Source organism: Agrobacterium salinitolerans (genome assembly GCF_002008225.1).
GTDB classification, from domain to species: domain Bacteria; phylum Pseudomonadota; class Alphaproteobacteria; order Rhizobiales; family Rhizobiaceae; genus Agrobacterium; species Agrobacterium salinitolerans.
In genome coordinates this window covers 389419-415112 of the sequence record NZ_MRDH01000037.1, presented here as the reverse complement: position 1 = coordinate 415112, position 25694 = coordinate 389419, and the positions used below count along the sequence as shown (strand labels likewise).

General features: G+C 59.4%; 27 protein-coding genes and 1 other RNA gene. 23 read left to right on the top strand and 5 right to left on the bottom strand.

The genetic code is table 11. The annotated features are described in order from the left end of the window. Nucleotides 1–126: 126 nt before the first annotated feature. On the bottom strand, nt 127–1137 hold the full coding sequence (gene gap, locus BS627_RS22315; RefSeq protein WP_077985292.1) for a type I glyceraldehyde-3-phosphate dehydrogenase: 1011 nt from the start codon (nt 1135–1137) through the stop codon (nt 127–129). A 62-nt stretch (nt 1138–1199) separates the two neighbouring features. Next, a complete protein-coding gene (gene tkt, locus BS627_RS22310) occupies nt 1200–3182 on the bottom strand; it encodes a transketolase (protein ID WP_077985291.1) in 1983 nt (660 codons plus the stop codon). Nucleotides 3183–3506: 324 nt separating this feature from the next. Between tkt and BS627_RS22305 the strand changes: the two genes are divergently transcribed. The 7 genes from BS627_RS22305 to BS627_RS22270 all read left to right on the top strand — a co-directional run bounded on the left by BS627_RS22305 (nt 3507) and on the right by BS627_RS22270 (nt 8372). After that, nucleotides 3507–3779: a DUF4164 domain-containing protein gene (locus BS627_RS22305; RefSeq protein ID WP_035263131.1), complete on the top strand. Its 273-nt coding sequence runs from the start codon at nt 3507–3509 to the stop codon at nt 3777–3779. 10 nt (nt 3780–3789) lie between these two features. Continuing rightward, a complete protein-coding gene (locus BS627_RS22300; protein WP_077985290.1) occupies nt 3790–4167 on the top strand; it encodes a cell division protein ZapA in 378 nt (125 codons plus the stop codon). A 79-nt stretch (nt 4168–4246) separates the two neighbouring features. After that, nucleotides 4247–4405, top strand: a non-coding RNA gene (gene ssrS, locus BS627_RS22295) — 6S RNA. Nucleotides 4406–4635: 230 nt separating this feature from the next. Beyond that, nucleotides 4636–5898: a hemolysin family protein gene (locus tag BS627_RS22285; protein ID WP_162520614.1), complete on the top strand. Its 1263-nt coding sequence runs from the start codon at nt 4636–4638 to the stop codon at nt 5896–5898. Then, the gene (locus BS627_RS22280) at nt 5898–6515 is read left to right on the top strand and encodes a 5-formyltetrahydrofolate cyclo-ligase (RefSeq protein ID WP_077985288.1); all 618 of its coding nucleotides are present in this window, start codon (nt 5898–5900) and stop codon (nt 6513–6515) included. The genes BS627_RS22285 and BS627_RS22280 overlap by 1 nt, the downstream gene beginning before the upstream one ends. A 73-nt stretch (nt 6516–6588) precedes the next feature. Then, nucleotides 6589–7413 (top strand): TIGR00282 family metallophosphoesterase, encoded by an 825-nt coding sequence (locus BS627_RS22275; RefSeq protein ID WP_077985287.1) that lies wholly within the window; start codon nt 6589–6591, stop codon nt 7411–7413. Nucleotides 7414–7529: 116 nt separating this feature from the next. Beyond that, nucleotides 7530–8372 (top strand): MBL fold metallo-hydrolase, encoded by an 843-nt coding sequence (locus tag BS627_RS22270; RefSeq protein WP_089153282.1) that lies wholly within the window; start codon nt 7530–7532, stop codon nt 8370–8372. 36 nt (nt 8373–8408) lie between these two features. Here BS627_RS22270 and BS627_RS22265 read toward each other — a convergent pair whose 3' ends face one another. After that, a complete protein-coding gene (locus BS627_RS22265) occupies nt 8409–8912 on the bottom strand; it encodes a pyridoxamine 5'-phosphate oxidase family protein (protein ID WP_077985286.1) in 504 nt (167 codons plus the stop codon). Between the two features lie 196 nt (nt 8913–9108). Between BS627_RS22265 and BS627_RS22260 the strand changes: the two genes are divergently transcribed. Next, nucleotides 9109–9855, top strand: coding sequence for a YebC/PmpR family DNA-binding transcriptional regulator (locus tag BS627_RS22260; protein WP_003523214.1), 747 nt, complete (start codon nt 9109–9111; stop codon nt 9853–9855). Between the two features lie 52 nt (nt 9856–9907). Here BS627_RS22260 and BS627_RS22255 read toward each other — a convergent pair whose 3' ends face one another. Together BS627_RS22255 and BS627_RS22250 are read right to left on the bottom strand one after the other, a co-directional pair. After that, nucleotides 9908–10909, bottom strand: a complete 1002-nt coding sequence (locus BS627_RS22255; RefSeq protein WP_077985285.1) for an LLM class flavin-dependent oxidoreductase — start codon at nt 10907–10909, stop codon at nt 9908–9910. A gap of 143 nt (nt 10910–11052) precedes the next feature. Then, nucleotides 11053–13362: a methyl-accepting chemotaxis protein gene (locus BS627_RS22250; RefSeq protein WP_077985284.1), complete on the bottom strand. Its 2310-nt coding sequence runs from the start codon at nt 13360–13362 to the stop codon at nt 11053–11055. A gap of 249 nt (nt 13363–13611) precedes the next feature. Between BS627_RS22250 and ruvC the strand changes: the two genes are divergently transcribed. The 15 genes from ruvC to tilS all read left to right on the top strand — a co-directional run bounded on the left by ruvC (nt 13612) and on the right by tilS (nt 25586). Then, complete coding sequence (gene ruvC, locus BS627_RS22245; RefSeq protein WP_077985356.1) at nt 13612–14124, top strand: crossover junction endodeoxyribonuclease RuvC; 513 nt, start codon at nt 13612–13614, stop codon at nt 14122–14124. Between the two features lie 31 nt (nt 14125–14155). Next, nucleotides 14156–14773, top strand: coding sequence for a Holliday junction branch migration protein RuvA (gene ruvA, locus BS627_RS22240; RefSeq protein ID WP_077985283.1), 618 nt, complete (start codon nt 14156–14158; stop codon nt 14771–14773). Nucleotides 14774–14899: 126 nt separating this feature from the next. Beyond that, nucleotides 14900–15940 (top strand): Holliday junction branch migration DNA helicase RuvB, encoded by a 1041-nt coding sequence (gene ruvB, locus BS627_RS22235; RefSeq protein WP_077985282.1) that lies wholly within the window; start codon nt 14900–14902, stop codon nt 15938–15940. Nucleotides 15941–15991: 51 nt separating this feature from the next. Then, the gene (locus tag BS627_RS22230) at nt 15992–16210 is read left to right on the top strand and encodes a hypervirulence associated TUDOR domain-containing protein (protein WP_077985355.1); all 219 of its coding nucleotides are present in this window, start codon (nt 15992–15994) and stop codon (nt 16208–16210) included. Nucleotides 16211–16246: 36 nt separating this feature from the next. Then, entirely contained in the window at nt 16247–16828 is a 582-nt protein-coding gene (locus BS627_RS22225) for a DinB family protein (RefSeq protein ID WP_077985281.1), read from the top strand. Beyond that, nucleotides 16825–17349, top strand: coding sequence for an NUDIX hydrolase (locus BS627_RS22220; protein WP_077985280.1), 525 nt, complete (start codon nt 16825–16827; stop codon nt 17347–17349). Before BS627_RS22225 ends, BS627_RS22220 begins: the two co-directional genes overlap by 4 nt. After that, the gene (locus BS627_RS22215; RefSeq protein ID WP_077985279.1) at nt 17346–17882 is read left to right on the top strand and encodes an NUDIX hydrolase; all 537 of its coding nucleotides are present in this window, start codon (nt 17346–17348) and stop codon (nt 17880–17882) included. The genes BS627_RS22220 and BS627_RS22215 overlap by 4 nt, the downstream gene beginning before the upstream one ends. Continuing rightward, nucleotides 17879–18319, top strand: a complete 441-nt coding sequence (gene ybgC, locus BS627_RS22210) for a tol-pal system-associated acyl-CoA thioesterase (RefSeq protein ID WP_077985278.1) — start codon at nt 17879–17881, stop codon at nt 18317–18319. Before BS627_RS22215 ends, ybgC begins: the two co-directional genes overlap by 4 nt. Before the next feature lie 261 nt (nt 18320–18580). Beyond that, a complete protein-coding gene (tolQ, locus tag BS627_RS22205; protein WP_003497570.1) occupies nt 18581–19300 on the top strand; it encodes a protein TolQ in 720 nt (239 codons plus the stop codon). Between the two features lie 52 nt (nt 19301–19352). After that, nucleotides 19353–19808, top strand: a complete 456-nt coding sequence (tolR, locus tag BS627_RS22200) for a protein TolR (RefSeq protein WP_077985277.1) — start codon at nt 19353–19355, stop codon at nt 19806–19808. 9 nt (nt 19809–19817) lie between these two features. Next, entirely contained in the window at nt 19818–20987 is a 1170-nt protein-coding gene (locus BS627_RS22195; protein WP_077985276.1) for a PspC-like choline-binding domain-containing protein, read from the top strand. A gap of 20 nt (nt 20988–21007) precedes the next feature. Next, nucleotides 21008–22315, top strand: coding sequence for a Tol-Pal system beta propeller repeat protein TolB (tolB, locus tag BS627_RS22190; RefSeq protein WP_077985354.1), 1308 nt, complete (start codon nt 21008–21010; stop codon nt 22313–22315). Between the two features lie 209 nt (nt 22316–22524). Beyond that, nucleotides 22525–23058 (top strand): peptidoglycan-associated lipoprotein Pal, encoded by a 534-nt coding sequence (gene pal / locus BS627_RS22185; protein WP_077985275.1) that lies wholly within the window; start codon nt 22525–22527, stop codon nt 23056–23058. 158 nt (nt 23059–23216) lie between these two features. Continuing rightward, on the top strand, nt 23217–24221 hold the full coding sequence (ybgF, locus tag BS627_RS22180) for a tol-pal system protein YbgF (RefSeq protein ID WP_162520608.1): 1005 nt from the start codon (nt 23217–23219) through the stop codon (nt 24219–24221). A gap of 27 nt (nt 24222–24248) precedes the next feature. Beyond that, nucleotides 24249–25586, top strand: coding sequence for a tRNA lysidine(34) synthetase TilS (tilS, locus tag BS627_RS22175; protein WP_077985352.1), 1338 nt, complete (start codon nt 24249–24251; stop codon nt 25584–25586). Nucleotides 25587–25694 lie beyond the last annotated feature (108 nt).

The following is a 25694-nucleotide window of genomic DNA, read 5'->3' as shown; positions in this document are numbered from 1 at the left end:
TTCAGGAGCAGGTTTCTTCAACATGTCCCAATGAATCATAAACCCCCAGCTCACGCCAGGGGTTTGTCAGCAGTCTGAACCGGCAGGATTGCTCCTGCCGGTTCTTTTTATGGACGCGACACCTGATTAGATGGTCTTCGCGAATGCGACAGCCGTGTCCGACATACGGTTGGAGAAGCCCCACTCGTTGTCGTACCAGGACAGGATGCGCACGAAATTGCCTTCCATGACCTTGGTCTGGTCGATTGCGAAGATCGAGGAATGGCTGTCGTGGTTGAAATCGCGGGAAACCAGCGGCTCGTCGGTGTAGCCGAGCATACCCTTCAGCTTGCCATTGGCGGCAGTCTTGATGGCTTCGTTGATTTCTTCAACCGTGGTGGCGCGCTTGGCAATGAACTTGAAGTCGACAACCGAAACATTCGGAGTCGGAACGCGGATCGACGTGCCGTCCAGCTTGCCCTTGAGGTGCGGCAGAACGAGGCCAACGGCCTTGGCGGCGCCGGTCGAAGTCGGGATCATGGACAGGGCTGCGGCGCGGGCGCGGTACAGATCCTTGTGCATCGTGTCCAGCGTCGGCTGGTCGCCGGTGTAGGAGTGGATCGTGGTCATGAAGCCATGATCGATACCGACGACGTCATCGAGAACCTTCACGACCGGCACGAGGCAGTTGGTGGTGCAGGACGCATTGGAAATGACGAGGTGATCCTTGGTCAGCTGGTCGTCGTTGACGCCGAAGACGACTGTCAGGTCCGCGCCGTCAGCCGGAGCCGAAACGATGACGCGCTTTGCGCCGGCCGTCAGGTGAGCGGCGGCCTTGTCGCGGGCGGTGAAGATGCCGGTGCATTCCAGCGCGATATCGACGCCGAGTTCCTTGTGCGGCAGCGTTGCCGGATCGCGAACGGCGGTCACCTTGATCGGCTTGCCGCCACCGACGGTGATCGTGTCGCCTTCGACCTTCACTTCGGCCGGGAACTTGCCGTGGATCGAATCGTAGCGCAGCAGGTGGGCGTTGGTCTCCACCGGGCCGAGGTCGTTGATGGCGACGACTTCGATATCGGTGCGGCCGGATTCGACGATGGCGCGCAGGACGTTACGGCCGATGCGGCCGAAGCCGTTAATGGCAACTTTTACAGTCATTTACAGTCTCCCGAACAAAAATGGGCGTGGTCTTTGCGGAGTGGTAAGGGCTTTTGAAGCCCTCACGCAAGTTTTGCCTCGACTGCGGCGACGACGGCTTCCGCCGTGATGCCGAAGTGCTTGAAGAGATCCTTCGCTGGCGCGGAAGCTCCAAAGGAGTGCATGCCGACGAATGCACCATCGTTGCCGATGAAGTAATCCCAGCCCTGGCGAATGGCGGCTTCGACCGCGATCTTGACCGGAGCCTTGCCGATGATGGCGTTGCGATAGGTTTCCGGCTGTTCCTTGAAAAGCTCGAAGCAGGGAACGGAAACGACACGGACGGAAACGCCGTTGTCCTTCAACGTTGCGGCGGCCTTCAGCGCCACTTCGACTTCCGAGCCGGATGCGAAGATTGAAACCTTGGCGTCGCTGGCGGAGACGATTTCGTAAGCGCCGTAAGCCGAGAGGTTCTTCTCTTCATATTCCTTGCGCGAAGGAGCCAGATTCTGGCGGGTAAGCGCCAGCGCCGAGGGACGGTGCTTCTGCTCGAGAGCCAGCTGCCAGCATTCCGCCGTCTCGGTTTCATCCGCCGGGCGGAAGACGAGCAGGTTCGGGATCGCGCGCAGAGCTGCGATCTGCTCGACCGGCTGGTGGGTCGGGCCGTCTTCGCCAACGCCGATGGAATCATGCGTCAGGACGTGGACGACGCGGATGCCCATGAGGGCAGCCAGACGGATCGACGGACGGCAGTAGTCCGAGAAGATCAGGAAGCCGCCGGCATAGGGAATGAGACCGCCATGCAGTGCGATACCGTTCATGGCAGCGGCCATGCCGTGTTCGCGGATGCCGTAATGCAGGTAACGACCGGAGAAATCCGTCGGGGTGATGGACTTCATCTGGCTGGTCTTGGTGTTGTTGGACGGCGTGAGGTCAGCAGAGCCGCCGATCATTTCCGGCAGCACGCCGTTGATGACTTCGAGCGAGTCTTCCGAGGCCTTGCGGGTCGCAACGGTCGGGTTGTTCTCGATGATCTTCTTCTTGAAGGCGTCGATCGAGCTGTCGAAGTTGCCCGTCAGGTCACCGGCGAAGCGGCGCTTGAACTCGGCCTTCTTGGCCGTCTCGGTTGCTTCGAGGCGAGCTTCCCAGTCCTGGCGGGTCTTGGTGGAGCGCAGGCCGGCGAGACGCCATGCGTCGAGCACATCTTCCGGAATGACGAAGGCTTCGGCTTCCCAGTTCAGGCTCTTGCGGGCGGCGGCGATTTCTTCTGCGCCGAGCGGGTTGCCGTGAACCTTGTGGGTGCCCTGCTTGTTGGGCGCGCCGAAACCGATGACGGTCTTGCAGGCGATGAAGGTCGGGCGGTCGGATTTCTGTGCGGCTTCGATGGCGGCGGCAATCGCGTCCGGATCGTGGCCATCGACGCGGATGGTGTTCCAGTGAACGGCTTGGAAGCGGGCGATCTGGTCGGTGCTGTCGGACAGGCCGACTTCGCCGTCGATGGTGATGTTGTTGTCATCCCAGAACAGAACGAGCTTGTTGAGCTTGAGATGGCCGGCAAGAGCGATGGCTTCGTGGCTGATGCCTTCCATGAGGCAGCCGTCGCCGCACAGGACATAGGTGAAGTGGCTCTGCAGGTCGGAGCCGAATTCCTCTTCCAGCTTGCGTTCGGCGATTGCCATGCCGACGGCGTTGGCGATGCCCTGGCCGAGCGGGCCGGTCGTCGTTTCAATGCCGGTCGCATGGCCATATTCGGGGTGGCCGGCGGTCTTGGAGCCGAACTGACGGAAACGTTTGATCTCGTCGATCGTCATGTCCTCGTAGCCCGTCAAATAGAGCAGCGAGTAAAGCAGCATCGAGCCATGCCCTGCCGATAGCACGAAGCGGTCGCGATCCGCCCAGAGCGGAGCCTTGGGATCGAATTTCAGGTAACGGGTGAAGAGAACGGTGGCGACATCGGCGGCGCCCATCGGCAGACCGGGATGGCCTGAATTGGCCTTCTCCACTGCATCCATGGCAAGAAAGCGGATCGCATTTGCCATCCGGTTGTGTTTGTCGCGAGAAATCATGGCTTTTCCGTCTGTTTCCGGGTGAAAGGAGATAGTTTTACGCAACTATCCAAAAAGCGGGTTGATCCATAGCAGGTGAGGCCGGCAAGTCAATAAATCCACGGGCGTTTGCGGTTCGTCCGAAGATAAAAATCGTTTAGAAAATCGGCTGTCACGATAAAATTCATGCGACAGAGGCTAGTGCTTCTTCGTTCATCCACAGAGCAAAACGCCTCAATGCACTGGTTTGATTGACGGGATGGTAAATCGGGTAATAACCTCTTGGATGTTGAAAAGGCCTGAAACCGGACGATTCGGCCGGTGGCGTGCGAGTTGGAAAAAACGATGTCGGCTGACAAGACCGTACAATCTGCGCTGACGGAGCTGAATGCTGCCATCACAAATCTCGAAAACGCCATCGATATGCGTATCGAGCGGCAGAGGGAGACGGGCGAGATCGATAATGAGGTCAAGCGGGTCCATGTCGACCGCGCACGGCTGGCGCATGAGCTGGATCAGGCCGAGTTTCGCGCCAACCGTCTTGAAGAAGTCAATCGCGAGGTTTCCCGCCGGCTGGTAACGGCCATGGAGACGATCCGCGCGGTGCTGGATCGATAGGAGCGGTTTCATGGCCCAAGTCACTGTTATGATCGACGGCAAGGCCTATCGCATGGCGTGCGAGGCGGGACAGGAAGACCACCTGACCGATCTTGCCACGCGCTTCGATCGTTATGTCGGGCATCTCAAGAGCCAGTTCGGTGAGATCGGCGATCTTCGCCTGACCGTCATGGCGGGCATCATGGTGATGGACGAGTTGTCCGAACTCAATCGCAAGATCGAGAAGCTGGAAGGGGAGGTTACATCCCTTTCTCTAAACCGCGACGGCATGGCCGAGCACCAAGCGAAATCGGACGAAATGGTGGCGCTCGCCATCGGCGATCTGGCCGACCGCCTGAACGGGATTACCGAAAAACTGCTGGCGCGGCCGAAGCCCGCCGCGCATTGATGGCCTGAAGGGTTCTGAGGCGACAAAATTTCGCGCGCTGCCCTCTGGCGGTTTCCTCCAATCCGTCCTATATCTGGGATGCGTTCTGCGCTTCCCGACAGGAACCACAATCCCTGGGGCCATACTCGATCCAAAGGGAGCTGTCCCTGGCCAGTCCCGTGGGGCTGGACACACGGTGCCCACCTACTTTTGTAGGCGCCCAGGATCGTAAATCTCCATCGGTCGCCGTGGATCGCGCTTGAAGTTTCGGATCAACCCCCCGGGCTTCCCTGTACTCTTGATATATTCGACAGTCATTTTTCATAACTGCCGGACGCGGCTTTTTTATATTGCCGTCATTGCAATGGCGGAACAATTCCCTATTATCCGGAGTGGTATGTCTGTCATGCCCTTTAAAAAAGGGTGCTGCGGTCAAAACCGCGACGTGCCGTTCAACAGCCCAAAGAGCTAAACTTGTTTACTGAAATTATGATCGTGGTCCTGCTCACCGTATTGAACGGTGTGCTTGCCATGTCCGAGCTTGCCGTTGTCTCCTCCAGACCGGCGAGGCTTAAGGTGCTTGCCGCGCAAGGCAGCAGGGGCGCCACCATGGCGCTCGGCCTTTCCGAAAATCCCGGGCGGTTCCTTTCCACGGTGCAGATCGGCATCACGCTGGTCGGCGTTCTCTCCGGTGCGTTTTCCGGCGCCACGCTTGGCGCCAGGTTCACCGGATGGCTTCTGGAGCAGGGTGTTCCCGATCGTGCCGCCGATGCCATCGGTGTCGGCTCCGTGGTCGTTGCCATTACCTATCTGTCGCTGATCGTCGGCGAGCTGGTGCCAAAGCAGATCGCCCTGCGCGATCCTGAAAAGATCGCCGCCCGTGTCGCGCCCACGATGGTGATGCTTTCACGTGTCGGCGCGCCGCTCGTGTGGCTGCTGGATAAATCCGGCAAGGTGGTTCTGGCAATTCTTGGCCATAGCGGTGAGTCCAACGCTTCGGTGACGGACGATGAAATCCGCACTGTTCTGGCAGAAGCCCACAGCGCCGGCGTGATCGAGACCGAGGAATCGGCGATGATCACCAGCGTCATGCGCCTTGCCGACCGCAATGCGCGCGGCCTGATGACGCCGCGTCGCGATGTGGAAGTGGTCGATATCGAAGACAGCGCGGAGGAAATCCGCGAGCAGCTTCGCCAGACGCAGCGTTCGCGCCTGCCGGTGCGCAACGGCGCCTCGGATGAAATTCTCGGCGTGCTTTTCGCCAAGGACGCTTTCGATGCGCTGGCTTCCGGCAAGGAACTCAATATTCGCGAGCTTCTGCGCGAAGTTCCGGTCGTATCGGATCTGACGAGCGCGGTTGATGTCATCCAGTCCCTGCGTCGCTCCACCGTGCACATGGTGCTGGTCTACGACGAATACGGTCATTTCGAAGGCATCATCAGCTCCGGCGATGTGCTGGAAGCCATCACCGGAGCCTTCCAGGAAGATGATGACGAGGAGCCGGCCATGGTCGAGCGCGAGGATGGTTCGTTCCTCGTCGCTGGCTGGATGCCCGCCGATGAGTTCGCTGATCGTATGGGCTTCCAGATCGACGAAGATGCCGAGTTCGAAACCGTTGCCGGTCTGGTTCTGGACGAATTCCGGCGCCTTCCGGAACTGGGCGAACACGTCACCCGCAATGGCTGGCGTTTCGAGGTCATCGATCTCGATGGCCACCGTATTGACAAGGTTCTCGTGAGCCGGGCCGCCTGATGCCCGGTGACGTTGCCGAAAAAGCAAGGTTGCGCGGCGAAAGGCTCGCCGTGCGCGATGCGCTGACGCTCGCGGAACGGCAGCAGAAAAGCCAGTCCATTGCGGCCCATGGCTCCGCTGGCATCCCCTTCACGCCGGGCGTCGTGATTTCCGGTTTCATGCCGATCCGCTCCGAGGCCGATACCCGGCCGCTGATGGAAGCGTTGCGGACAAGGGGCGGGCGTCTTGTCCTGCCCGTTGTGCTGGATCGTGAAACCATTGTCTTCCGCGCCTTTGAAACGGATACGCGGCTGGTGAAAACCGGCTTCGGCACGACCGGGCCAGGCGAGGATGCGGCGGTTCTCGATCCGGACATTTTGCTCGTGCCTCTTTCTGTCTTCGATTGCAAAGGGCAGCGGGTCGGTTATGGCGCGGGTCATTATGACCGCGCCATCGCGCGGTTGCACGCCAGGGGCCGTCGGCCTGTTCTCATCGGCGTCGCCTTTGATTGTCAGGAAGTGCCGTCCGTCCCGGCCGAGCCGCATGATGTGCCGCTTCACGCCATTCTGACGGAAAGCGGCCTGCACTGGTTTTCCGCTCCGTCATCGATCTCCGATGGTGGGCAAAAGGTGCTTTAGCACTTTTTAAAAGATGGATTACCCGCTAGAGGGGACGGAATTTTTAAAACATGCGCAAGATCGGGGCGGGTGAATGAGGCTTCTTTTTCTCGGAGACATGGTTGGCAAGACCGGACGCACGGCTGTCTGGGAGCGATTGCCTGGGCTGATTTCCGATCTGAAGCTCGATTTCGTCATCGTCAATGGTGAAAACGCCGCCGGCGGTTTCGGCATTACCGAGGATATCTATCTCGAAACCATCAATGCCGGCGCCGATGTCGTGACCACCGGCAACCATGTCTGGGACCAGAAGGAAGCCGTTTCCTTCTGCGAGCGCCACGACCAGTTCCTGCGACCGGCCAATTATCCGGATGGGACGCCGGGCAAGGGTTCGGGCATTTTTTATGCCCGCAACGGCGCGCGTATCCTCGTCGCCAACATCATGGGCCGGGTGTTCATGCATCCGGAATTGGACGATCCCTTCAAATCGGCGGAAACCATTCTGGCCGCCTGCCCGCTGAAGGAACAGGCCGACGCCATCATCTTCGATTTCCATGCGGAAGCGACGAGTGAAAAACAGTGTTTCGGCCATTTTGTGGATGGCCGCGCGAGCTTCGTTGTCGGCACGCATACCCATGTCCCGACGGCGGATGCGCAGATATTGAATGGCGGCACGGCCTACATGTCTGATGCCGGCATGTGCGGCGATTACGACAGCTCGCTTGGCATGGAGAAGGAAGAGCCGATCAACCGCTTCATTTCCAAAATGCCGAAGGGCCGTTTCGAGGCTGCGAGCGGGCCGGCGACGATCTGCGGCGTTGGCGTTGAGATTTCCGACCGCACCGGGCTTGCCGAAAAGATCGCGCCGCTGCGCATCGGCCCGCGGCTTTCGGAAACACTGCCTTCCTTCTGGGCTTAAACTTCTGCGGTAAGCGTTCACAATGACGAGAGTCTGAGCCTTTCGCCGTTCTTGTAACTGGACGCCCCGCAAAACCTGCCTCATCCTCCCAACCTTCGCAAGTTCAAGGGAGTGGCATGATGCTGCGCGTGCTAATGCTTGCAATGACAGGGCTGATCGCCTGTGCTGGAGCCGCCTTTTCGCAGTCGGCAAGCAGGCCTCCAGTCAGCCAGTGCCAGGCGATCGCCAGCAACATTCCGGGGGTCATGTTCGCGAGCTTCAATCCGTCGGGTGTTCAGCTGGCGCAGGCGACGGCAAAGGAAGAGGTGAAGATCAGCTTCATCGGCCATTCCACCTATCTCATCGAAAGCCCCGGCGGTGTGACCATCGCCACCGACTATAACGGCGTCTATCGTCCGCCCGTCACGCCGACTGTCGTGACGATGAACCGGGCGCATTCGACGCATTTCACGCTCAATCCGGACCCGGCCATTCAATATGTGCTGCATGGCTGGAGTGATACGCCGGGAGAAAAAGCCGAGCACAGGGTTCTGGTGGGCGATGTCTATATCCGCAATGTCGCAACCGACATCCGCAACCGCTGGGGAGATTACGAGTCCTTCCAGGAGAACGGCAATTCCATTTTCATCTTCGAGGTTGCCGGGCTGTGCATCGGCCACCTCGGGCATCTGCATCATGAGTTGACGGATACGCATTATGCCGAGATCGGCCGTCTGGATGTTCTGATGGTGCCGGTGGATGGCGGCCTGACCATGGGGGCGGATAGCATGAGCCGGGTGGTCAAGCGCCTGCGCTCCGCCTTGATCTTGCCGATGCACCGCACCGGCCCGCCGCTGGAGCAGTTTCTGACGATGTTCGGGGAGAATTTCCAGATTGCCTACGCCATGGATCCGGTGATCCGGGTTTCGATGAGAAACCTTCCCCGCCAGCCGCAGATACTGGTGCCAAAAGGCATGTAGCATGGCGGCGGGCGAGGAAGGCCGGGGAGCCGTTTCTCAGGCAAAGGTGAGATGCTGGCGAACGCCGACATCAGGCGTCTTGTCATCCGACATATTGGCCTTGGCGATTTCCCAGCCGAATTTCAGCGTGCTGTCGGTCGACGCCCAGATGTCGGCATCATCAACGTGAAGCGCCAGCATCGTCAGTTGGGGATCAGTCTTTCCATGCTCGTACCAGGCGGCGGTAACGGAATTCCAGTATTCGTCGATCTTTGCCTTGTCGTCTCGCGCCTCCAGAATACCGGAGAGGCAGGCGTGGTAATCATGATCCTTGCCGACGACGCAGAAATGCGCGCGCGAGCCTGACTTCAGGGATTTTACGAGATCGGTATCCTTCTTGGAAAAAAACCAGATGGTGTTGGTCTTAGGGTCAGCATGAGGCGCCATGGGCTGCATGTGGTTGTGCAGTCCTTCGAGACCGAGCATGCCGGCATGGACGGAATTGATCTCGTCCCAGAGCTGGCGGGCCGGTGCTTCTCGTGCTTCAGTCAGGCTGACCATATGTTTTCTCCTTCCGGTCTGTTGCTGCGATGGAGAGAAATCATGTGCCCTTCCGTCGCGTTCATGATCAGAACGAAGAGCGGATAAATCAGTTCCTTCTGATGTTGCGGCAAGAGAAAGCGCTTGCGGGGTTGAATGGCGCGGCTATCGCACTTATAAGGCCCGCAATCTCCAAATTACGACAATCAGGTTTTCCATGGCTGGTCATTCACAGTTCAAGAACATCATGCACCGCAAGGGCAAGCAGGACTCCGTACGGTCCAAAATGTTTTCCAAGCTTGCGCGCGAAATCACCGTTGCGGCAAAGACGGGCATGCCCGACCCGAACATGAACCCGCGCCTGCGTCTGGCGATCCAGAACGCCAAGGCCCAGTCGATGCCGAAGGACAATATCGAGCGTGCGATCAAGAAGGCGTCTGGTGCGGACGGCGAAAACTATGATGAAGTCCGCTACGAGGGTTACGGCCCGGGTGGCGTTGCCGTCATCGTCGAAGCCCTGACCGACAACCGCAACCGCACCGCCTCCAACGTTCGCTCCATCTTCACCAAGGCCGGCGGTGCGCTTGGCGAAACCGGTTCGGTCTCCTTCTCCTTCGACCGCGTCGGCGAAATTTCCTACAAGGCTGAAGTCGGCGATGCCGACAAGGTCATGGAAGCCGCCATCGAGGCCGGTGCCGACGATGTCGAATCTTCCGAAGACGGCCACACCATCATCTGCGGTTTCGAAGCGATGAACGAGGTTTCCAAGGCACTGGAAGGCGTGCTGGGCGAAGCCGAAAGCGTCAAGGCCATCTGGAAGCCGCAAAACACGGTGCCGGTGGATGAAGAAAAGGCGCAGTCGCTAATGAAGCTCATCGACAATCTCGAAGACGATGACGACGTGCAGAACGTCTATTCCAACTTCGAAGTGTCCGAAGAAATTCTCGCCAAGCTTTCGGCCTGACGTCTCATGTTTCAAAAAAGCCCCGATAGCGATCCGCTCCGGGGCTTTTTGTTTAGGCGGCCTTTTTTATGGAGGTTCGGACCTCTGCGAAAATCTCGAGCGACCGCAGCCGCTTTTCGATGTCATGGATCGGCATCGAGACAATCAGCTCATCCGCCTGCGTTTCCGCCAGGAAACCGTCGAGATGGCGCTGGATCGTCTCAGGCGAGCCCACGGCTGCGAAACGCAGCGTGTGTTCGACAGAGAAACGCTCCATCTCGTTCCAGTAATCGTCCATGCTGTGCACCGGCTTCGGAAACTGCGTGCGCAGGTTGCGGCGCAGGTTGACGAATTGCTGCTGCGACGAAGTGAAGAGGTGTTGTGCCTCCTCGTCCGTATCGGCGCCGACCCCCATCACCCCCACCATCACATAGGGCTTGTCCAGTACTTCGGAAGGCTGGAAGCGCTCACGATAGATATGGATTGCTTCCATCAGCATATCGGGGGCGAAATGCGAGGCGAAGGAATAGGGCAGGCCTAGGGCTGCGGCGAGATGTGCGCTGTAGGTGCTGGAGCCGAGCAGCCAGAGGGGTACGTTGGAATTCATGCCCGGCACGGCAAGGATCGCCTGATCCGGCTGCGGCGGGCCGAGGTAACGCTGGAGTTCGACGATATCGTGCGGGAAATTTTCCGCGCCGGCATCCAGGTTGCGGCGAAGCGCCCGTGCCGTGCGCATGTCAGTTCCGGGCGCGCGGCCGAGACCGAGATCGACACGGCCGGGAAGCAGCGCCGCAAGCGTGCCGAACTGCTCAGCGATGACGAGCGGAGAGTGGTTGGGCAACATGATGCCGCCGGAGCCGACGCGGATATGTTTCGTGGCCGCGCCCACATGGGCGATGACGAGCGATGTTGCCGCGCTGGCAATGCCCGGCATGCCGTGGTGCTCCGCCAGCCAGATGCGGTTATAGCCGTGCTCTTCAGCCTTGATCGCCATGCGGCGAGAGTTTTCGAGCGCCTCGCTGACGCTCTCGCCCTCGCCGATGGGCGAAAGGTCGAGAATGGAAAAGGGGATCATCCGACGCTCCTGCGAAATTGAAATCTTTGCTGCGGATGTAAGGCGCGTGTCCCGATTTACCAGAGAAGTCGCGCAGAATTGAAGGATGGTTCAAAAAAATTGGGGCCTCCGAAGAGGCCCCGGTCTTTTGCCTATCGACCGTCTCAGCCCGCCCGCCGGAATTGCCGGTTCGCGCGATGTCCAGCGGCCGCATTCTCCGGAGCCATTACGAACTGTCCGAGCCTGCCGTCCATTTCGCCCGCTTCGGAGGCGAGATTGTGAATGGCGGCCGTCGTTTCTTCCACCATGGCGGCATTCTGTTGGGTCATGGTGTCGAGGCTTGTGACGGTGCTGTTGATTTCCGAGAGCGTATGCGCCTCCTCGCGGGTGGATTCCATGATCTCCTCAATGCGCGCGCTGATGGTCTGGACATGCTCGCCGATGCCGGAGAGCGACGTGCCTGCTTTTTCCACCAGCGCCACGCCGGCGGAAACCTCGTCGGTGGAGCGTTTCAGCAGACTGGTGATTTCTTTTGCGGCCGCCGCGGATCGCTGCGCCAGTTCGCGCACTTCCTGCGCCACGACCGCAAAGCCCTTGCCGGCTTCGCCTGCGCGGGCTGCTTCCACGCCTGCATTGAGGGCGAGAAGATTGGTCTGGAAGGCAATTTCGTCGATAACGCCGATGATCTGGTTGATCTGACGCGACGAGGTCTGGATCGCTTCCATGGCGGCGATTGTCTGCTCCATCACGCGGCTGGATGCCGTGGCCTCTGCACTGGCGTCGCGGGCGATCCGCGTTGCCTGTTCGGCGCGCTCGATCTGGTCGCGGACGGCTTCGGTGATCGCCTTGATAGCGCTTGCCGTTTCGGTGATGGAAGCTGCCTGCCGCTCGGTGCGTTCGGCGAGCTGGTCAGCGCCCACCCGCATTTCCTCGGAGCCGCCACGAACGGCGGCGGAATTGCCGCCGATGGCCTGCATGGTTTCGCTGAGCCGGGAAAGCGCCGTGTTGAAGTTATGGCGCAGGCTTTCCAGATCTTCGGGGAAGATGGTTTCGATACGATAGGCGAGGTTGCCGTTCGCCAGCCGGTCTAGCCCCTCATCCAGCGATTGCACGACCATCTGCAGGGTGCCTGCCTCGGCCTCACGCTCGGCAAGATGCGCGCGCCGCGCCGTTTCGGCTTCCTCCCGCGTGCGCGAAGCAGTCTCTTCCATTTCCCGTTGAAGGATGAGTTTTTCACGGAAACTTCCGAGCGCTCGTGCCATACGGCCAATCTCGTCCTTCCGGTCCTGATTGCCGATTTCGGCATCGAGACGGCCCGCTGCCACTTCGCCGGTCAATCCTGCAAGCTTTTCCAGCGGTGCGAACAGACGCCGCGCGAAGAAGGCCGTCGCCGCGCACATCGCGGCCAGAACACAAAGGCCGATCATGGCAAGCGTGCCGGCAATTGAAACCGAGCCCGCATTCAATTCACTGCGCAGCATGCTTTCCACCGCCAGATATTTTTCACCGGCGAAAGAGAAAGGGCGGGCATAGGCATTGGCCTCGCCATCCGCACGGTCGATCTTGGCAATCGTCATGCCTGTCGCATTCAACGCCTGCCCATGGAAGCCATAGATTGCCGGATCGAGGCCAACCAGCCTGTTGCCCTCCACGCCGATAACCTTGCCATCGGCGGACACGATTGCGGATTGTTCGGAACTGCCGGCCGTCACACCCTTCGTGAGGATCTGGCTGAAGACCTCTTCCTTGACCCGGAAGAGAACGACGCCCTTGAACGCGCCGAATTTGACGACCGGAACGCCGAAATAAACGCCGGCCTCTTTCGTGGCCGCATCGATGCGCAGGCCGGAGAAGCTGGTCTGTGCCATGTCGTTCACGGCCTTTTCGGCATTCGCAGCGCCGCGTGCGAAGGCCGCGCCGAGGCCGCTTTCCGCCCAGGCGCCGCCTGCGACGGTTTCCCCGAAGGCCGGTCCTTTCAGGTAGGAATAATAGACTGTGCCGGCCGGATCGATGAAGAGGACGTCGCTGAACGGCGTTTCCTGCAAATAACCGCCAATATCCGTCTGGGTCTTCTCGTGGGTCGAATAATAAAAGCCGCTCGGGCTTTCCGGCTTGATCAGCTTTTCCTTTTCGTTGAAGGGGTTTTCCCTGACGAAGACGCGCTGCAGTTCCGCCTTCGCGTCGCCGGAGTTCTTCTGCACGGTTGCCCAGCCGCTGCGCATGGAAACAACGGCCATCTGCAGCGATTCGATCTTGGCGATGGAATCCGCCTGTGTTTTCAGCTGCTCAAGACGCTCCTGGAGCATGTCGCCACGAAAGACGAGAATGCTCTCCATGGATTTCGACGCCTGTTCTTCGAGAACGCCGCTGCTGCTCTGATAGCCGAGAAGTGTCAGAGCTCCGGTCGAGATCGCCATAAGCGCCAGGAAAATCGCCAGCACTTTGGTGGATATGGAATGAAAACGGTTCAACATGGCCGATGCAGCCCTCAATGCCGGATCAGTTCCCGCGCCATGCATGCATGGCGCCATCGGACGGCTGATATGGCGAACATATTGCGCTGCGGATCGTCATGTCCGCAGCTCCCCTTTTTTTGATTTTGTGGGTGAACAATGCGACACGCGGTTTAAGCAGAGGTAAATGCTGCACTGCAAATTTGACGAATGTTGTCGTTTTGTTCACTTATGGCTGGCAGGGTCGCAGCCGGAAAGATAAGGTGCCTCATGCAACAGACGATTCGAATCATCGGTATTGACCCCGGATTAAGGCGTACCGGCTGGGGGGTGATCGACACCCTCGGAAACAGCCTGCGGTTTGTCGCCTCCGGCACGGTGACGTCGGACGGTGATTTGGATTTGGCCTCCCGGCTCTGCCAGTTGCATGACGGGCTAGCGGATATCGTGCACAGCCATCGGCCCGACGAGGCGGCGGTGGAGCAGACTTTCGTGAACAAGGATGCGGTTGCGACCTTGAAACTCGGTCAGGCGCGCGGCATCGCCATGCTGGTTCCGGCACGCGCAGGACTGCCGGTCTTCGAATATGCGCCGAACGCGGTCAAGAAGGCCGTGATCGGCGTCGGGCACGGCGAAAAGCAGCAAATTCACATGATGCTGAAAATCCTGATGCCGAAGGCCGAATTCAAGGGTAACGATGCGGCGGACGCGCTCGCCATCGCCATCTGCCACGCCCATAATCGCGGCGGTGACAGGATGCGGCGACTGCTGGCGGCCGGTTAATATTTAAAGTCTCATTGCAGCGGGCGGCATCATGATCGGAAAACTGAAAGGCAGCATCGAGGAAATCGGCGCGGACTATGTGCTGGTGGATGTGCACGGCGTCTGTTACGTGGCCTATTGTTCGGCGCGCACGCTGGCGAAAATCGGCTCCGTCGGCGAGGCGGTGGTGCTGTTCATCGAAACCTATGTGCGTGAGGACCAGCTGAAGCTTTTCGGCTTTCTTTCGGCGCTGGAGCGGGAATGGTTCAACCTGCTGCAGAGCGTGCAGGGGGTGGGCTCGAAAGTGGCCTTGGCCGTGCTTTCCACGCTGTCGCCCTCCGAATTGGCCAATGCCATTGCGCTACAGGACAAAACGATGATCTCACGCGCACCGGGCGTCGGGCCGAAGGTGGCGGTGCGTCTTGTGACCGAGCTTCGCAACAAGGCGCCTGCCTTCGCAGGAGAGGCTTCCGCCTCGATCGGACTGAAGCAGGAGCTTGGCGAAGGCGTCGCATCCGCGCCGGTTGCGGATGCCGTCTCCGCGCTTACCAATCTCGGCTATTCGCGTGACCAGGCCGCCAATGCGGTTGCCGCCGCGCTGAAGAACGGCGGTGAGGGCGGCGACAGCGCCAAACTAATCCGGCTCGGGCTGAAAGAGCTTTCGCGGTAAGGACGCCCGTCAAGCGGATATGGAGCCCGGTCTATCCTGAATTTCGTGAAGCGCTTTGAAGCGATAGTCGTGATATAGGGGCGACGACCACCTGATGAATTCGGTTAGAACAATGGAATGCCCTGAATGAGCGATGCGGAGAGACTGATCACCCCCGAAAAGCGCGGTGAGGACATCGACACCACCCTGCGTCCGCAATCGTTGGACGATTTTACCGGCCAGGCGGAGGCCCGCGCCAATCTCAAGGTATTTATCGAGGCGGCCAAGAACCGTGGCGAAGCGCTGGATCATGTGCTGTTCGTCGGCCCGCCCGGTCTCGGCAAGACCACCCTGGCGCAGATCATGGCCAAGGAACTTGGCGTCAACTTCAAATCCACCTCCGGGCCTGTCATCGCCAAAGCGGGTGATCTCGCCGCACTTCTCACCAATCTGGAAGAGCGCGATGTGCTCTTCATCGATGAAATCCACCGCCTCAATCCGGCGGTGGAAGAAATTCTCTATCCGGCAATGGAGGATTTCCAGCTCGACCTCATCATCGGTGAAGGACCGGCGGCGCGCTCGGTGAAGATAGATCTTTCCAAATTCACCCTTGTGGCCGCGACGACCCGTCTGGGGCTTTTGACGACGCCGCTGCGCGACCGTTTCGGAATTCCCGTCCGGTTGGCTTTCTATACCGTCGATGAGCTGGAACTGATCGTCCGGCGCGGCGCGCGGCTGATGGGATTGAACATGACCGACGAGGGCGCGCGCGAGGTCGCAAGGCGCGCCCGCGGCACGCCGCGTATCGCTGGGCGGCTATTGCGCCGCGTGCGCGATTTCGCCGAGGTGGCGCGGGCGGAAGCCGTTACCCGCGAGATCGCCGATGAGGCTTTGACGCGGCTTCTGGTCGACAATATGGGCCTCGACCAACTGGACATGCGTTATCTGACCATGATCGCCGTCAACTTCGGCGGCGGTCCTGTCGGCATCGAGACCATCGCCGCGGGCCTTTCGGAACCGCGCGACGCCATCGAGGACATTATCGAGCCCTATATGATCCAGCAGGGTTTCATCCAGCGCACGCCGCGCGGGCGTATCCTGACCGCGACAGCCTGGAAACATTTGGGCATGCAACCGCCGAAGGATCTCGAGGCGGCGCAGTTCCGGCTGACGCTGGAAGATGATTGAGGGAACAAAGCAGACTTGTCGGCCTTGATCGTCTTTTAAACGGAGATGATCATGTCGGCATATCGCAAGGGTACGAAGGTTCGCTGGAAATGGGGTAATGGAACCGGCGAAGGAAAAATCGTCGAGATCTTCACGGAAGATGTGGAGAAGACGATTTCCGGTTCCAATATAAAGCGCAAGGCAAGCAAGGACGAACCCGCCTATTTCATCGAACAGAACGATGGTGCGAAGGTTCTCAAGAGCAAATCCGAGCTTGAACACGCCGATTGAAAGGCGCCGCATCAGGCGTCACAGGAAAGGACGCCCATGCCGTACGATCCGTTGCGGGTCTTCCGCAAACTCGCTCGCAACAACCGCCTGGCCAATTTCAGGCTGCATCACGCGTGTTTCCAGCTTCCGCAGGATGATTTCGTCGCGCACCGTGTCAGTTTCTTCCCGACGCTCAGGGCAACGCTCAATCATATCTACATTGTCGACCGGTTTTATATCGACGCCCTCAAGGGCGGCACGCTGGGCTATGCCGCTTTTGTCGATGAGGAACCCTTTGCCACCATCGCGGCGCTGCACGAGGCTCAGGTGGCGCTCGATGAGGTGTTGATCGCCTTTGTCGATGGCCTCGATGAAGACGGTCTTGCTGCGATTGTTGATATCCATCGTGGCACGCGTATTCAGCAGGATCGGTGCGACGATGTCCTGTCACATCTCTTCCAGCATCAGACTCACCACCGCGGGCAAGCGCATGCGATGTTGTCGGGAACAACCATCAAGCCGCCGCAACTGGATGAATTCATTGTGGGAGATGATGCAAAAGCGAGAAAAGACGACATGGATGCGTTAGGGTGGACGGAAACCGATTTGATGTTTCCAGTCCGCAGGCCAGTACCATGACGCACGATACCAAGCAGGACACTCGCATCCGCATGAAATTCAAGCCGAAGCGCATCTTCCAGATGCGTGTTGCGGGATTGGCGTTTCGCGACGGCCATGTGCTCGTGCACCGGGCAACGCATGAAAAATTCTGGACCTTTCCGGGTGGCCGCGCCGAAATGGGCGAGCGTTCCGACGAAACGCTGGCGCGTGAAATGGTCGAGGAACTTGGTGCCGAGGCCAAGGTCGGGCGGCTCCTCTGGGCAGTGGAGAATTTTTTCCACTACGAGGGCAAGGACTGGCACGAACTCGGGTTTTATTACCTGATGGATTTGCCGGACACACTCGCATTCCATCCCTCTGACATCATTCACCGCGTTCAGGACGGCGATAACGAACTCGAGTTCCGCTGGGTCGCGGCAACCCGGCAGGCATTGACGGCGCTCGATATTCCGCCCTATTTCATCGCCGACGAAATAGAGAACCTGCCGAAGGCCACACGACACCTCGTCTGGCATGACGGCGATCTGGACGATAAATGACCTCTGCGCCTGAACGCCACATGATCCGGCTGGAGCGGAAACCGCAGCTTTTCAGCATGCGGGTTGCGGCGCTTATTTTCCAGAATGATCATGTTCTCGTTCAGCGCGGTGTTGGCGACAGCTATTGGGCCCTGCCGGGTGGTCGGGCGGAAATCGGCGAAAGCTCTGAGGAAACCATTATCCGCGAAATCGGTGAGGAACTTGACCGGGATTGTTCGGTCGAACGCCGTCTCTGGTCGGCCGAGAATTTCTTCACCTTTGGCAAGTACGCAGCCCACGAGCTGGGATTTTATTATCTGATCTCACTTCACCAGCCTTTGCCGTTCCATGAAAGCGATATCGTGCATCGGGTGCTGGATGGAGTCGAAGTGGAATTCCGCTGGCTGGCCGCCCAGCGTGCTGCCCTACTGCAAAATGATCTCCGACCCCGGTTTATCGCGGAACGTATCGAGGCGCTGCCTCCGTTGCACGCGCATCTTATCGTTCGGGAAGGTCGGGCCCGTGTAGCCAAAATTCTCAAGGAGACACTATGAGCGAGCTTGTAGTTTCGCTTTCGGGCGAACTCATCGACCATGGCCACCGCCTGACACAACGCGTCTATTATGAGGATACGGATTTTTCCGGTCTCGTTTACCACGCCCGTTATCTGCATTTTCTCGAGCGCGGCCGCACCGATTACCTGCGGTGCCTGGGCTGCGAACAAAGCGCGCTTCTGACCGCCGATGAGGAGGGTCTGGTCTTCGTTGTTCACCGCATGGAGATCGATTTCAAGAGCCCGGCGCGGATGGATGACGTCTTGACCATCACCACCATCACCGAAAAGGCGGGCGGCGCGAAAATGGTGCTCAATCAGGAAATCCGACGCGGCGAAACGCTGCTTGTCGCCGCCAAGGTCATCATCGCCGTCATCAATGCCAATGGTCGGCCGAGGCGCCTTCCGGAGACGGTAGCGGAAAAATTCCTGAAGTAATCGGCGGCCCGGTCCAGTAAACTCGTCCTGCGTGGCCGGGCTGTAACACTCCTTTAACCATAATGGTGTCTTACTTTAGCAACTGGTATTTGTGCGGCGCACGCCTTCCTTTCACCAAATTTATTGGCAAGTAAGGCTTACTGGCAAGTATCGGGGTATGGCTAAGGGGTTGGCGGCTGCGGCCGCATAGCTTCGAGCGTTAACACGCGTTTGAATCGCCCGGTCCCGTACCGGGCGTTTGGATTCGGGGATTGGATATTTATGGAACAGGCAGGTTTGGCAGCGGCGACGCACGATGTAAGTCTCTGGGCGCTGTTTATGCAGGCGGGCCTCATCGTGAAGCTCGTGATGATCGGACTTATCGCCGCCTCGGTCTGGACGTGGGCGATCGTCTTCGACAAGTATGTGAGCTTCGGCAAGGCAAAACGCCAGTTCGACCAGTTCGAACAGGTGTTCTGGTCGGGCCAGTCGCTTGAAGAGCTTTACCGCACGCTGGCGGAACGCCAGAACGGCGGTCTTGCGGCGATTTTCGTTTCCGCCATGCGCGAATGGAAAAAGTCCTTCGAGCGCGGCGCACGCTCGCCCATCGGTCTGCAGATGCGTATCGACCGGGCGATGGACGTGACGATTGCGCGTGAAGGCGAACAATACGAGGCGCGCCTCGGTTCGCTCGCCACCATCGGTTCGGCCGGTCCCTTCATCGGTCTTTTCGGTACGGTCGTTGGTATCATGACCTCGTTCCAGGCGATTGCCGGTTCGAAGTCCACCAACCTTGCGGTCGTGGCGCCGGGTATCGCCGAAGCGCTTCTGGCGACAGCTATCGGTCTTGTCGCGGCTATTCCCGCGGTTATCGCCTACAACAAGTTCACGGCCGACGCGCATAAGCTTTCCGCCCGCATGGAAGGTTTTGCCGACGAGTTCTCCGCGATCCTGTCACGCCAGATCGATGAAAAACTTCAGACACGGCAGGCCGCCCAATAAGCGGCCGCATGCTGTGCAGTAATTTGCCGCAAGGCAAAATGGAGTAGATGATATGGGTATGTCAGCAGGTGGCGGCGGCGGTTCCGGTGGACGCAGGGGGCGCGGCGGACGACGCAGGGGCGGTGCGATCAGCGAGATCAACGTGACGCCGTTGGTCGACGTCATGCTCGTGCTGCTCATCATCTTCATGGTGGCGGCGCCGATGATGACTGTCGGCGTGCCGATCGACCTGCCGCAGACATCCGCCAATGCGCTGAACTCGGACACGCAGCCGATCACGATTTCCGTCAATGCCAATGGCCAGATCCATTTGCAGGAAACCGAAATCCAGGCGGCCGAAGTGGCCGACAAGCTGCAGGCGATTGCCACGACAGGTTATAATGAACGCATCTTCGTGCGCGCGGATTCCGTTGCCGCATATGGCGTCGTTGCCGATGTGATGGCGCGTATCCAGGCGGCTGGTTTCAAGAATATCGGCCTCGTGACCCAGCAGAAACAGGACAATTGACGTAAAGCGATGAAGGGCAGCCTTACCACATCCGCGATCGTGCACGCGTCGCTTCTGGCTTTCGCCCTTGTTTCCCTGGGCTCGCCGGAGCCGCTTGACGTGTCGCAGGCTGAGGCCCTGCCGGTGGAACTGGTGCCTATCGAGGAGCTGAGCCAGATCCAGCAGGGCGACAAGAACGCGCCGAAAGCGGAAAAGTCAGCCCCGGTGCCGACTACGCGGCCGGATATTGTCGAGAACGCCCAGAATGTCGGCAACAACACGGCCGATATCGAAGCGCCGCCGACCCCGACCACCAAGCCCAACGACAATCTCAGCGCCGCCGCTCCGCCAAAGCAGGAAAAGCCGCAACCCGTCGTCGATACCAAGGCGAACGAGGTAAAGGAAATCGTCAAGGAAGAAACCTCGGCTCCGAAGCCGCAGGAAATGGCCGCCTTGCCGCAAACCAAGCCCGAGATCGCGCCGCAGCCGAAGCCGGAACCGCCGCCGCAGGAAACCAAGGCCGAAGAGCCGCCGCCCGCGCAGCAGGAACCGGCCGAAATCCCCGTGCCGCAGAACGTTCCTCGCCCGAATTCCCGCCCCGAGCCGCCGAAGCCGGAAGAGCCGAAGCAGGCTGAGACCAAGCCCGCAGAGCAGAAGCCCGCTGAAAAACCGGCCGAGACCAAGCCCGATCAGGCGAAGTCCACTGACAAGCCTTCCGACAAGAAACCCGGCGAGAAGAAGCAGGAGACTGCGAAATCGGCCTCTTCGAAGGAAAGCGATTTTAACGCTGACGATATCGCCGCGCTTTTGAACAAGCAGGCGCCTTCGGGCGGTGGCGCAAAGCGTTCCACCCAACAGGCCTCGCTTGGCGGCAAGAAGACGACGGGCGGTTCGACGCTCAGCCAGACGGAAATGGATGCGCTGCGCGGCGCGATCCAGAAGAACTGGCAGATCATTCCCGGCATGGCAGATGCCTCGGACGTTCGCGTCCGGGTCACCATGAAGCTCGACCGTGATGGGTCGATCATCGGTCGGCCCGAGATCGAGGCGACCGGCGGTTCCGAAGGGACGCGCCGTGCTCTTTCTGGCGGAGCGTATCGCGCCATCATGCGTTCTGCTCCTTTCACGAACCTTCCTGCCGATAAATATGACGCATGGAACGAAGTTGTCGTGAACTTCGATCCCAGTGAATTGCTATGAATGCTGAAAGGCCTGGCAACATGAAGATATTTTCGCCGATCCGGCTGGTGCTCGCTGTCGCGGCCCTCATGTCGGTTTTCTCCGCACCGGCTTTTGCGCGGGTGGAAATCAACATCAACAAGGGCAATGTCGAGCCGCTGCCCATTGCCATCACCGACTTCATGTCGAGCGACGGCATCGGCGCACAGGTTTCCGCGGTGATTGCCGCCGACCTGCAGCGCTCCGGCCTATTCGCGCCGGTCAACAAGAACGCTTTCATTGAAAAGATCAGCAATCCGGATCAGCAGCCGCGTTTCGAGGACTGGAAGGTCATCAACGCCCAGGCGCTCGTGACCGGCCGTGTCACGCGTGAAAGCGATGGCCGCCTGCGCGCCGAGTTCCGCCTGTGGGATACGTTCGCGGGCCAGCAGATGACCGGCCAGCAGTTCTTCACCCAGCCGGAAAATTGGCGGCGCGTCGCCCACATCATCGCCGACGCCATCTATGAGCGCATCACCGGTGAAAAGGGCTACTTCGATACCCGCGTCGTTTTCGTCTCTGAAAGCGGCCCGAAGACGGCCCGCAAGCGCCAGCTGTCGATCATGGATCAGGACGGTTTCAACGTCCGCAACCTCACCAATTCGAACGATATCGTTCTGACGCCGCGTTTTTCGCCGAACCGTCAGGAAGTGACCTACATGTCCTTCGAAGGCCAGCAGCCGCGCGTTTACCTGCTGCAGCTGGAAACCGGACAGCGTGAAGTTGTCGGCAATTTCCCCGGCATGACCTTCTCGCCGCGCTTTTCGCCGGATGGCCAGAAAGTTATCATGAGCCTGCAGCAGGATGGCAATGCCAATATCTACACCATGGACCTGCGTTCGCGCACCACGACGCGGCTAACGAATACAGCCGCTATCGATACCGCGCCGTCCTATTCGCCGGATGGTCAGCGTGTTGCCTTCGAAAGCGACCGTGGCGGCCGCCAGCAGATCTACATCATGAATGCCGATGGTTCCGGGCAACAGCGCGTTTCCTTTGGCGACGGTTCCTATTCCACACCGGTATGGTCGCCGCGCGGCGATCTGATCGCCTTCACCAAGCAGTCGGGTGGCAAGTTCTCGATCGGCGTGATGAAGCCCGACGGTTCGGGCGAGCGCATCCTGACCAGCGGCTTCCATAATGAAGGTCCGACCTGGGCGCCCAACGGTCGCGTGCTGATGTTCTTCCGTCAGAACGCCGGCGCGGGCGGTCCGCAGCTCTATTCGATCGACCTGACGGGCTATAACGAACAGCTCATCAAGACGCCGACTTTCGCTTCGGATCCGGCATGGTCGCCGCTTCTGGACTGATATGACTGCCATGACGGCGTCGGTATGAACCGGCGCCGTCATGTTTTACTTGATACGATGGGGAAGTGCGCCTCTTTCTTGCCGCAAAGTGTTGTGAGGGAGCAAAAGGTGGGACATTTCCTTTCTGTTAACCATAAGCGTTTGCCGGCTATTAACCGCGATCAGTTAGTGTCCGGCAACGTTATTGAAATCCTAAGGAGAGACCGGCGATGAGCCGTACACACATTTCGGCACTCAGCCCCATGCAGAAACTGGCCCGTAACCCGGCTGTCATCGCCATGACGCTCGCGCTTGCTCTCGCAGGCTGCGCGAACAAGAAGAACATGCCGAACAGCGCCGGTGAACTCGGCCTCGGTGGCGCGGGCTCCGCAACGCCGGGCTCCCAGCAGGACTTCACGGTCAATGTCGGCGACCGTATCTTCTTCGACACCGACTCCACTTCGATCCGCGCCGACGCCCAGCAGACCCTGCAGCGTCAGGCCCAGTGGCTGGCCCGTTATCCGAACTACGCCATCACCGTTGAAGGCCATGCCGACGAACGCGGCACGCGTGAATACAACCTGGCGCTGGGCGCTCGTCGTGCGGCTGCAACCCGTGACTTCCTGGCTTCCCAGGGTGTTCCGGCAAGCCGCATGAAGACGATCTCCTACGGTAAGGAAAAGCCGGTCGCGGTTTGCGACGACATTTCCTGCTGGTCCCAGAACCGCCGTGCTGTGACGGTTCTCGGTGGCGCGGGCATGTAATGGCCTGACGTTATTGTGAACGAGAATGAAAGGCGGCCTTCGGGCCGCCTTTTGTTTTTTTCATAGTTTGGCCGAAGTTAAGTTGCTTTTTCGGTTGATATGGAAAAAATCCGGCTTGCGCCATTCCGGTGCAAATCAGTTAAGGCAGGACGAATGAGATGAAGAAACTTGTCGTGGCGGGAATGCTGGGGCTTGCAGCCTGCACCGGCTTGAGCGGCATCGCCGTTTCGGGTCCGCTGTTCGGTGCGGGGGGTAGCTTCGGCACGATCAACTCTCAGCAGCCCCCGGTCGTCCGGGTTCAAGCCAATGAAGCCTATCGGGTTCAGCAGCTTGAAGAACAGATCCGGCAGCTCAACGGCCGTATCGAGGAAATGAGCTTCCAGCTTCTGCAGATGCAGGAGACGATCCGCAAAGCACAGGAAGACAATGAGTTCCGCTTCCAGGAACTGGAAAGCGGCAAGGGTGCAAGCCCGACCGCTGCGCCGAAAAAGAAGGCTGAAGCCAGTCCGGTCAATCCGGCCACGCCGCCGACCGACGACGTTGCAACGATCATCGAAACGCCACCCGAGGGTGGCGCTTCCGTTTCTCCGTCTGCTCCCTCCAGTGCTCCGACAGGCGCGCCGGGTGAGACGACGCTCGGCTCGATTGAACTCGATTCCAAGGGAATGCCGGTTGGCGGCACGTTGAATCAGGGTGCAAACAATTCCTCCGCCAGCCTTCCTGGCGTCAACACGGGCAATAGCCAGCGCAAGACCGATCCGGTGAATACGGCCGCGCTTACCAGTGAAGGCGATATCTATCAGGCCGCTTACGGCCATGTTCTTTCGGGTGACTACAAGCTGGCGGAACAGGGGTTCCAGCAATATCTGCAGGGTTATCCCAAGGGCGCGAAGGCCGCGGATGCGAGCTTCTGGTTAGGCGAGGCGCAATATTCCCAGGGCAAATTCAATGAGGCCGCAAAAACCTTCCTGAACGGCCATCAGGCCTACGGCAAATCTCCGAAGGCGCCGGAAATGCTGATGAAGCTCGGCATGTCGCTTGCCGCTCTCGACAATACCGAAACCGCCTGCGCCACGCTGCGCGAGGTGCCGAAGCGTTATCCCAGTGCCTCGAAGACCGTGCTGAACAAGGTTGCCAGCGAACAGAAGCGCCTGAGCTGCTGATTTTTCCCTGTCATGGCGGGTATTTCCATGCCGGTTGACGCCCGCATTCTGAGCGAAAAGACTGTTGCGCCGCTCGCGGCGGCGAGGTCTTTTGTCAAAAATCTGCACACACCCGCCCATATCCTTGTCGCAATCTCTGGAGGCAGTGATTCCTGCGGCCTGTTGCTGGCATTGCATGAGGCAGCGGCGGAGATGGGTCAGGAACGGTTACACCTTTCCGCCGTCACCGTCGACCACGCGCTGAGAGCGGAATCCGCCGATGAGGCGCGCAAAGTGGCGACACTCTGCGCCGAACTTGGCATCCCCCATTTCATCTGCCGATGGGGGGGCGACAAACCGGTCTCAGGCCTTTCCGAAGCCTCCCGGCTTGCCCGCTACCGCCTGATTGCCGAGGTCGCCCGCGAGACCGGCGCTGATCTTGTCGTGACTGGACATACAATCGGCGACCAGCGCGAAACCGTGGCGATGCGCGCCGCCCGGAACGGCGGTTCTGACAATCTTGGTCTCTCCGGCATGGCGGATGCGGTCTTATACGATGGCCGTCACTGGGTCATGCGGCCGTTCCTGAGGTGTGAGAGGCAGGCGATCCGCGACTATGTGTCTTCCCGCTCACGCGGCTGGTTTGACGATCCGAGCAATGAGAACACCCGATATGAGAGAGTGCGTGTACGGCAGACGCTTCTCGTCTCTCCCGTCCGGATCGATGCGGAAACCTCTTTCAAAAGGCAGGCGCTTTCCGAAACAACGGCCGCTTTCCTGCGCGGCCACACACAGGTCTTTCATGCTGCGCTCGCCAGATTGCCCGGCGATAGTGTCAATCCCGATCTTCCCGCGTTCCGGCATGGGCTGGCGACGCTGATCGCAACCCTTGGCGGAAGGGCATATTTTCCGGCCGCAAGCAGCTTCGAGCGCGTTTTGCGGTTCCTCGATAAGGCTGAAAACGGGCGGTTGACGGTTGGTCGCGTCCTGCTCGATCGCCGGCGGGACGGGCTTTATATGTTCCGCGAGCAGCGAAGCCTGCCAGAGCTTCATATCGGCGCATACGAACAGATGCTGTGGGACGATCGCTTCTTCGTAAAGAACGGATCGGCTTTTCCAGTGCATGTCAAAGCGCGCAGAGCGAGCAATGCTGCGGAAGCCGCCGCACTTTTTCCGTCAGTACCTGTTGGCGTGGCGAAACAGGCAATGGCGGGCCTGCCGCAAATTGCCGTAGCGGCCGACGGGCCGGTTTCGTGGGTGGAGACCGTCACCATCACGCCGAGGCTTGCGCCTTTCGATCTTTTCCTGCCGCGTTTCGACCTTGAGTTGGCGAACGCAATCGCCAATTTATTCGGGCGCGCCGCATATCCACAGCCCCCGGTTTAAATCGGGCCTCTTTTTCGTGAATTGCCATGGAATAGTTTTTACACCAAAACGCATCAGAAAATGCGCTTTGCCTTGGCAACGGCATATGTCGTCCTTATGTTAGGGGGA

What these genes read in the sequence shown, in the direction of transcription:
- BS627_RS22285 (WP_162520614.1), top strand. Translation starts at nt 4,636, where the DNA reads ATGATCGTGGTCCTGCTCACCGTATTGAACGGTGTGCTTGCCATGTCC.
- BS627_RS22220 (WP_077985280.1), top strand. Translation starts at nt 16,825, where the DNA reads ATGACGCACGATACCAAGCAGGACACTCGCATCCGCATGAAATTCAAG.
- tolB (WP_077985354.1), top strand. Translation starts at nt 21,008, where the DNA reads ATGAAGATATTTTCGCCGATCCGGCTGGTGCTCGCTGTCGCGGCCCTC.
- BS627_RS22255 (WP_077985285.1), bottom strand. Translation starts at nt 10,909, where the DNA reads ATGATCCCCTTTTCCATTCTCGACCTTTCGCCCATCGGCGAGGGCGAG.
- tkt (WP_077985291.1), bottom strand. Translation starts at nt 3,182, where the DNA reads ATGATTTCTCGCGACAAACACAACCGGATGGCAAATGCGATCCGCTTT.
- tolQ (WP_003497570.1), top strand. Translation starts at nt 18,581, where the DNA reads ATGGAACAGGCAGGTTTGGCAGCGGCGACGCACGATGTAAGTCTCTGG.
- ruvB (WP_077985282.1), top strand. Translation starts at nt 14,900, where the DNA reads ATGAGCGATGCGGAGAGACTGATCACCCCCGAAAAGCGCGGTGAGGAC.
- ruvC (WP_077985356.1), top strand. Translation starts at nt 13,612, where the DNA reads ATGCAACAGACGATTCGAATCATCGGTATTGACCCCGGATTAAGGCGT.
- BS627_RS22265 (WP_077985286.1), bottom strand. Translation starts at nt 8,912, where the DNA reads ATGGTCAGCCTGACTGAAGCACGAGAAGCACCGGCCCGCCAGCTCTGG.
- BS627_RS22250 (WP_077985284.1), bottom strand. Translation starts at nt 13,362, where the DNA reads ATGTTGAACCGTTTTCATTCCATATCCACCAAAGTGCTGGCGATTTTC.
- BS627_RS22230 (WP_077985355.1), top strand. Translation starts at nt 15,992, where the DNA reads ATGTCGGCATATCGCAAGGGTACGAAGGTTCGCTGGAAATGGGGTAAT.
- BS627_RS22275 (WP_077985287.1), top strand. Translation starts at nt 6,589, where the DNA reads ATGAGGCTTCTTTTTCTCGGAGACATGGTTGGCAAGACCGGACGCACG.
- gap (WP_077985292.1), bottom strand. Translation starts at nt 1,137, where the DNA reads ATGACTGTAAAAGTTGCCATTAACGGCTTCGGCCGCATCGGCCGTAAC.
- BS627_RS22225 (WP_077985281.1), top strand. Translation starts at nt 16,247, where the DNA reads ATGCCGTACGATCCGTTGCGGGTCTTCCGCAAACTCGCTCGCAACAAC.
- BS627_RS22300 (WP_077985290.1), top strand. Translation starts at nt 3,790, where the DNA reads ATGGCCCAAGTCACTGTTATGATCGACGGCAAGGCCTATCGCATGGCG.
- pal (WP_077985275.1), top strand. Translation starts at nt 22,525, where the DNA reads ATGAGCCGTACACACATTTCGGCACTCAGCCCCATGCAGAAACTGGCC.
- ruvA (WP_077985283.1), top strand. Translation starts at nt 14,156, where the DNA reads ATGATCGGAAAACTGAAAGGCAGCATCGAGGAAATCGGCGCGGACTAT.
- BS627_RS22270 (WP_089153282.1), top strand. Translation starts at nt 7,530, where the DNA reads ATGATGCTGCGCGTGCTAATGCTTGCAATGACAGGGCTGATCGCCTGT.
- tilS (WP_077985352.1), top strand. Translation starts at nt 24,249, where the DNA reads ATGCCGGTTGACGCCCGCATTCTGAGCGAAAAGACTGTTGCGCCGCTC.
- BS627_RS22195 (WP_077985276.1), top strand. Translation starts at nt 19,818, where the DNA reads ATGAAGGGCAGCCTTACCACATCCGCGATCGTGCACGCGTCGCTTCTG.
- ybgC (WP_077985278.1), top strand. Translation starts at nt 17,879, where the DNA reads ATGAGCGAGCTTGTAGTTTCGCTTTCGGGCGAACTCATCGACCATGGC.
- tolR (WP_077985277.1), top strand. Translation starts at nt 19,353, where the DNA reads ATGGGTATGTCAGCAGGTGGCGGCGGCGGTTCCGGTGGACGCAGGGGG.
- BS627_RS22280 (WP_077985288.1), top strand. Translation starts at nt 5,898, where the DNA reads ATGCCCGGTGACGTTGCCGAAAAAGCAAGGTTGCGCGGCGAAAGGCTC.
- BS627_RS22260 (WP_003523214.1), top strand. Translation starts at nt 9,109, where the DNA reads ATGGCTGGTCATTCACAGTTCAAGAACATCATGCACCGCAAGGGCAAG.
- BS627_RS22215 (WP_077985279.1), top strand. Translation starts at nt 17,346, where the DNA reads ATGACCTCTGCGCCTGAACGCCACATGATCCGGCTGGAGCGGAAACCG.
- BS627_RS22305 (WP_035263131.1), top strand. Translation starts at nt 3,507, where the DNA reads ATGTCGGCTGACAAGACCGTACAATCTGCGCTGACGGAGCTGAATGCT.
- ybgF (WP_162520608.1), top strand. Translation starts at nt 23,217, where the DNA reads ATGAAGAAACTTGTCGTGGCGGGAATGCTGGGGCTTGCAGCCTGCACC.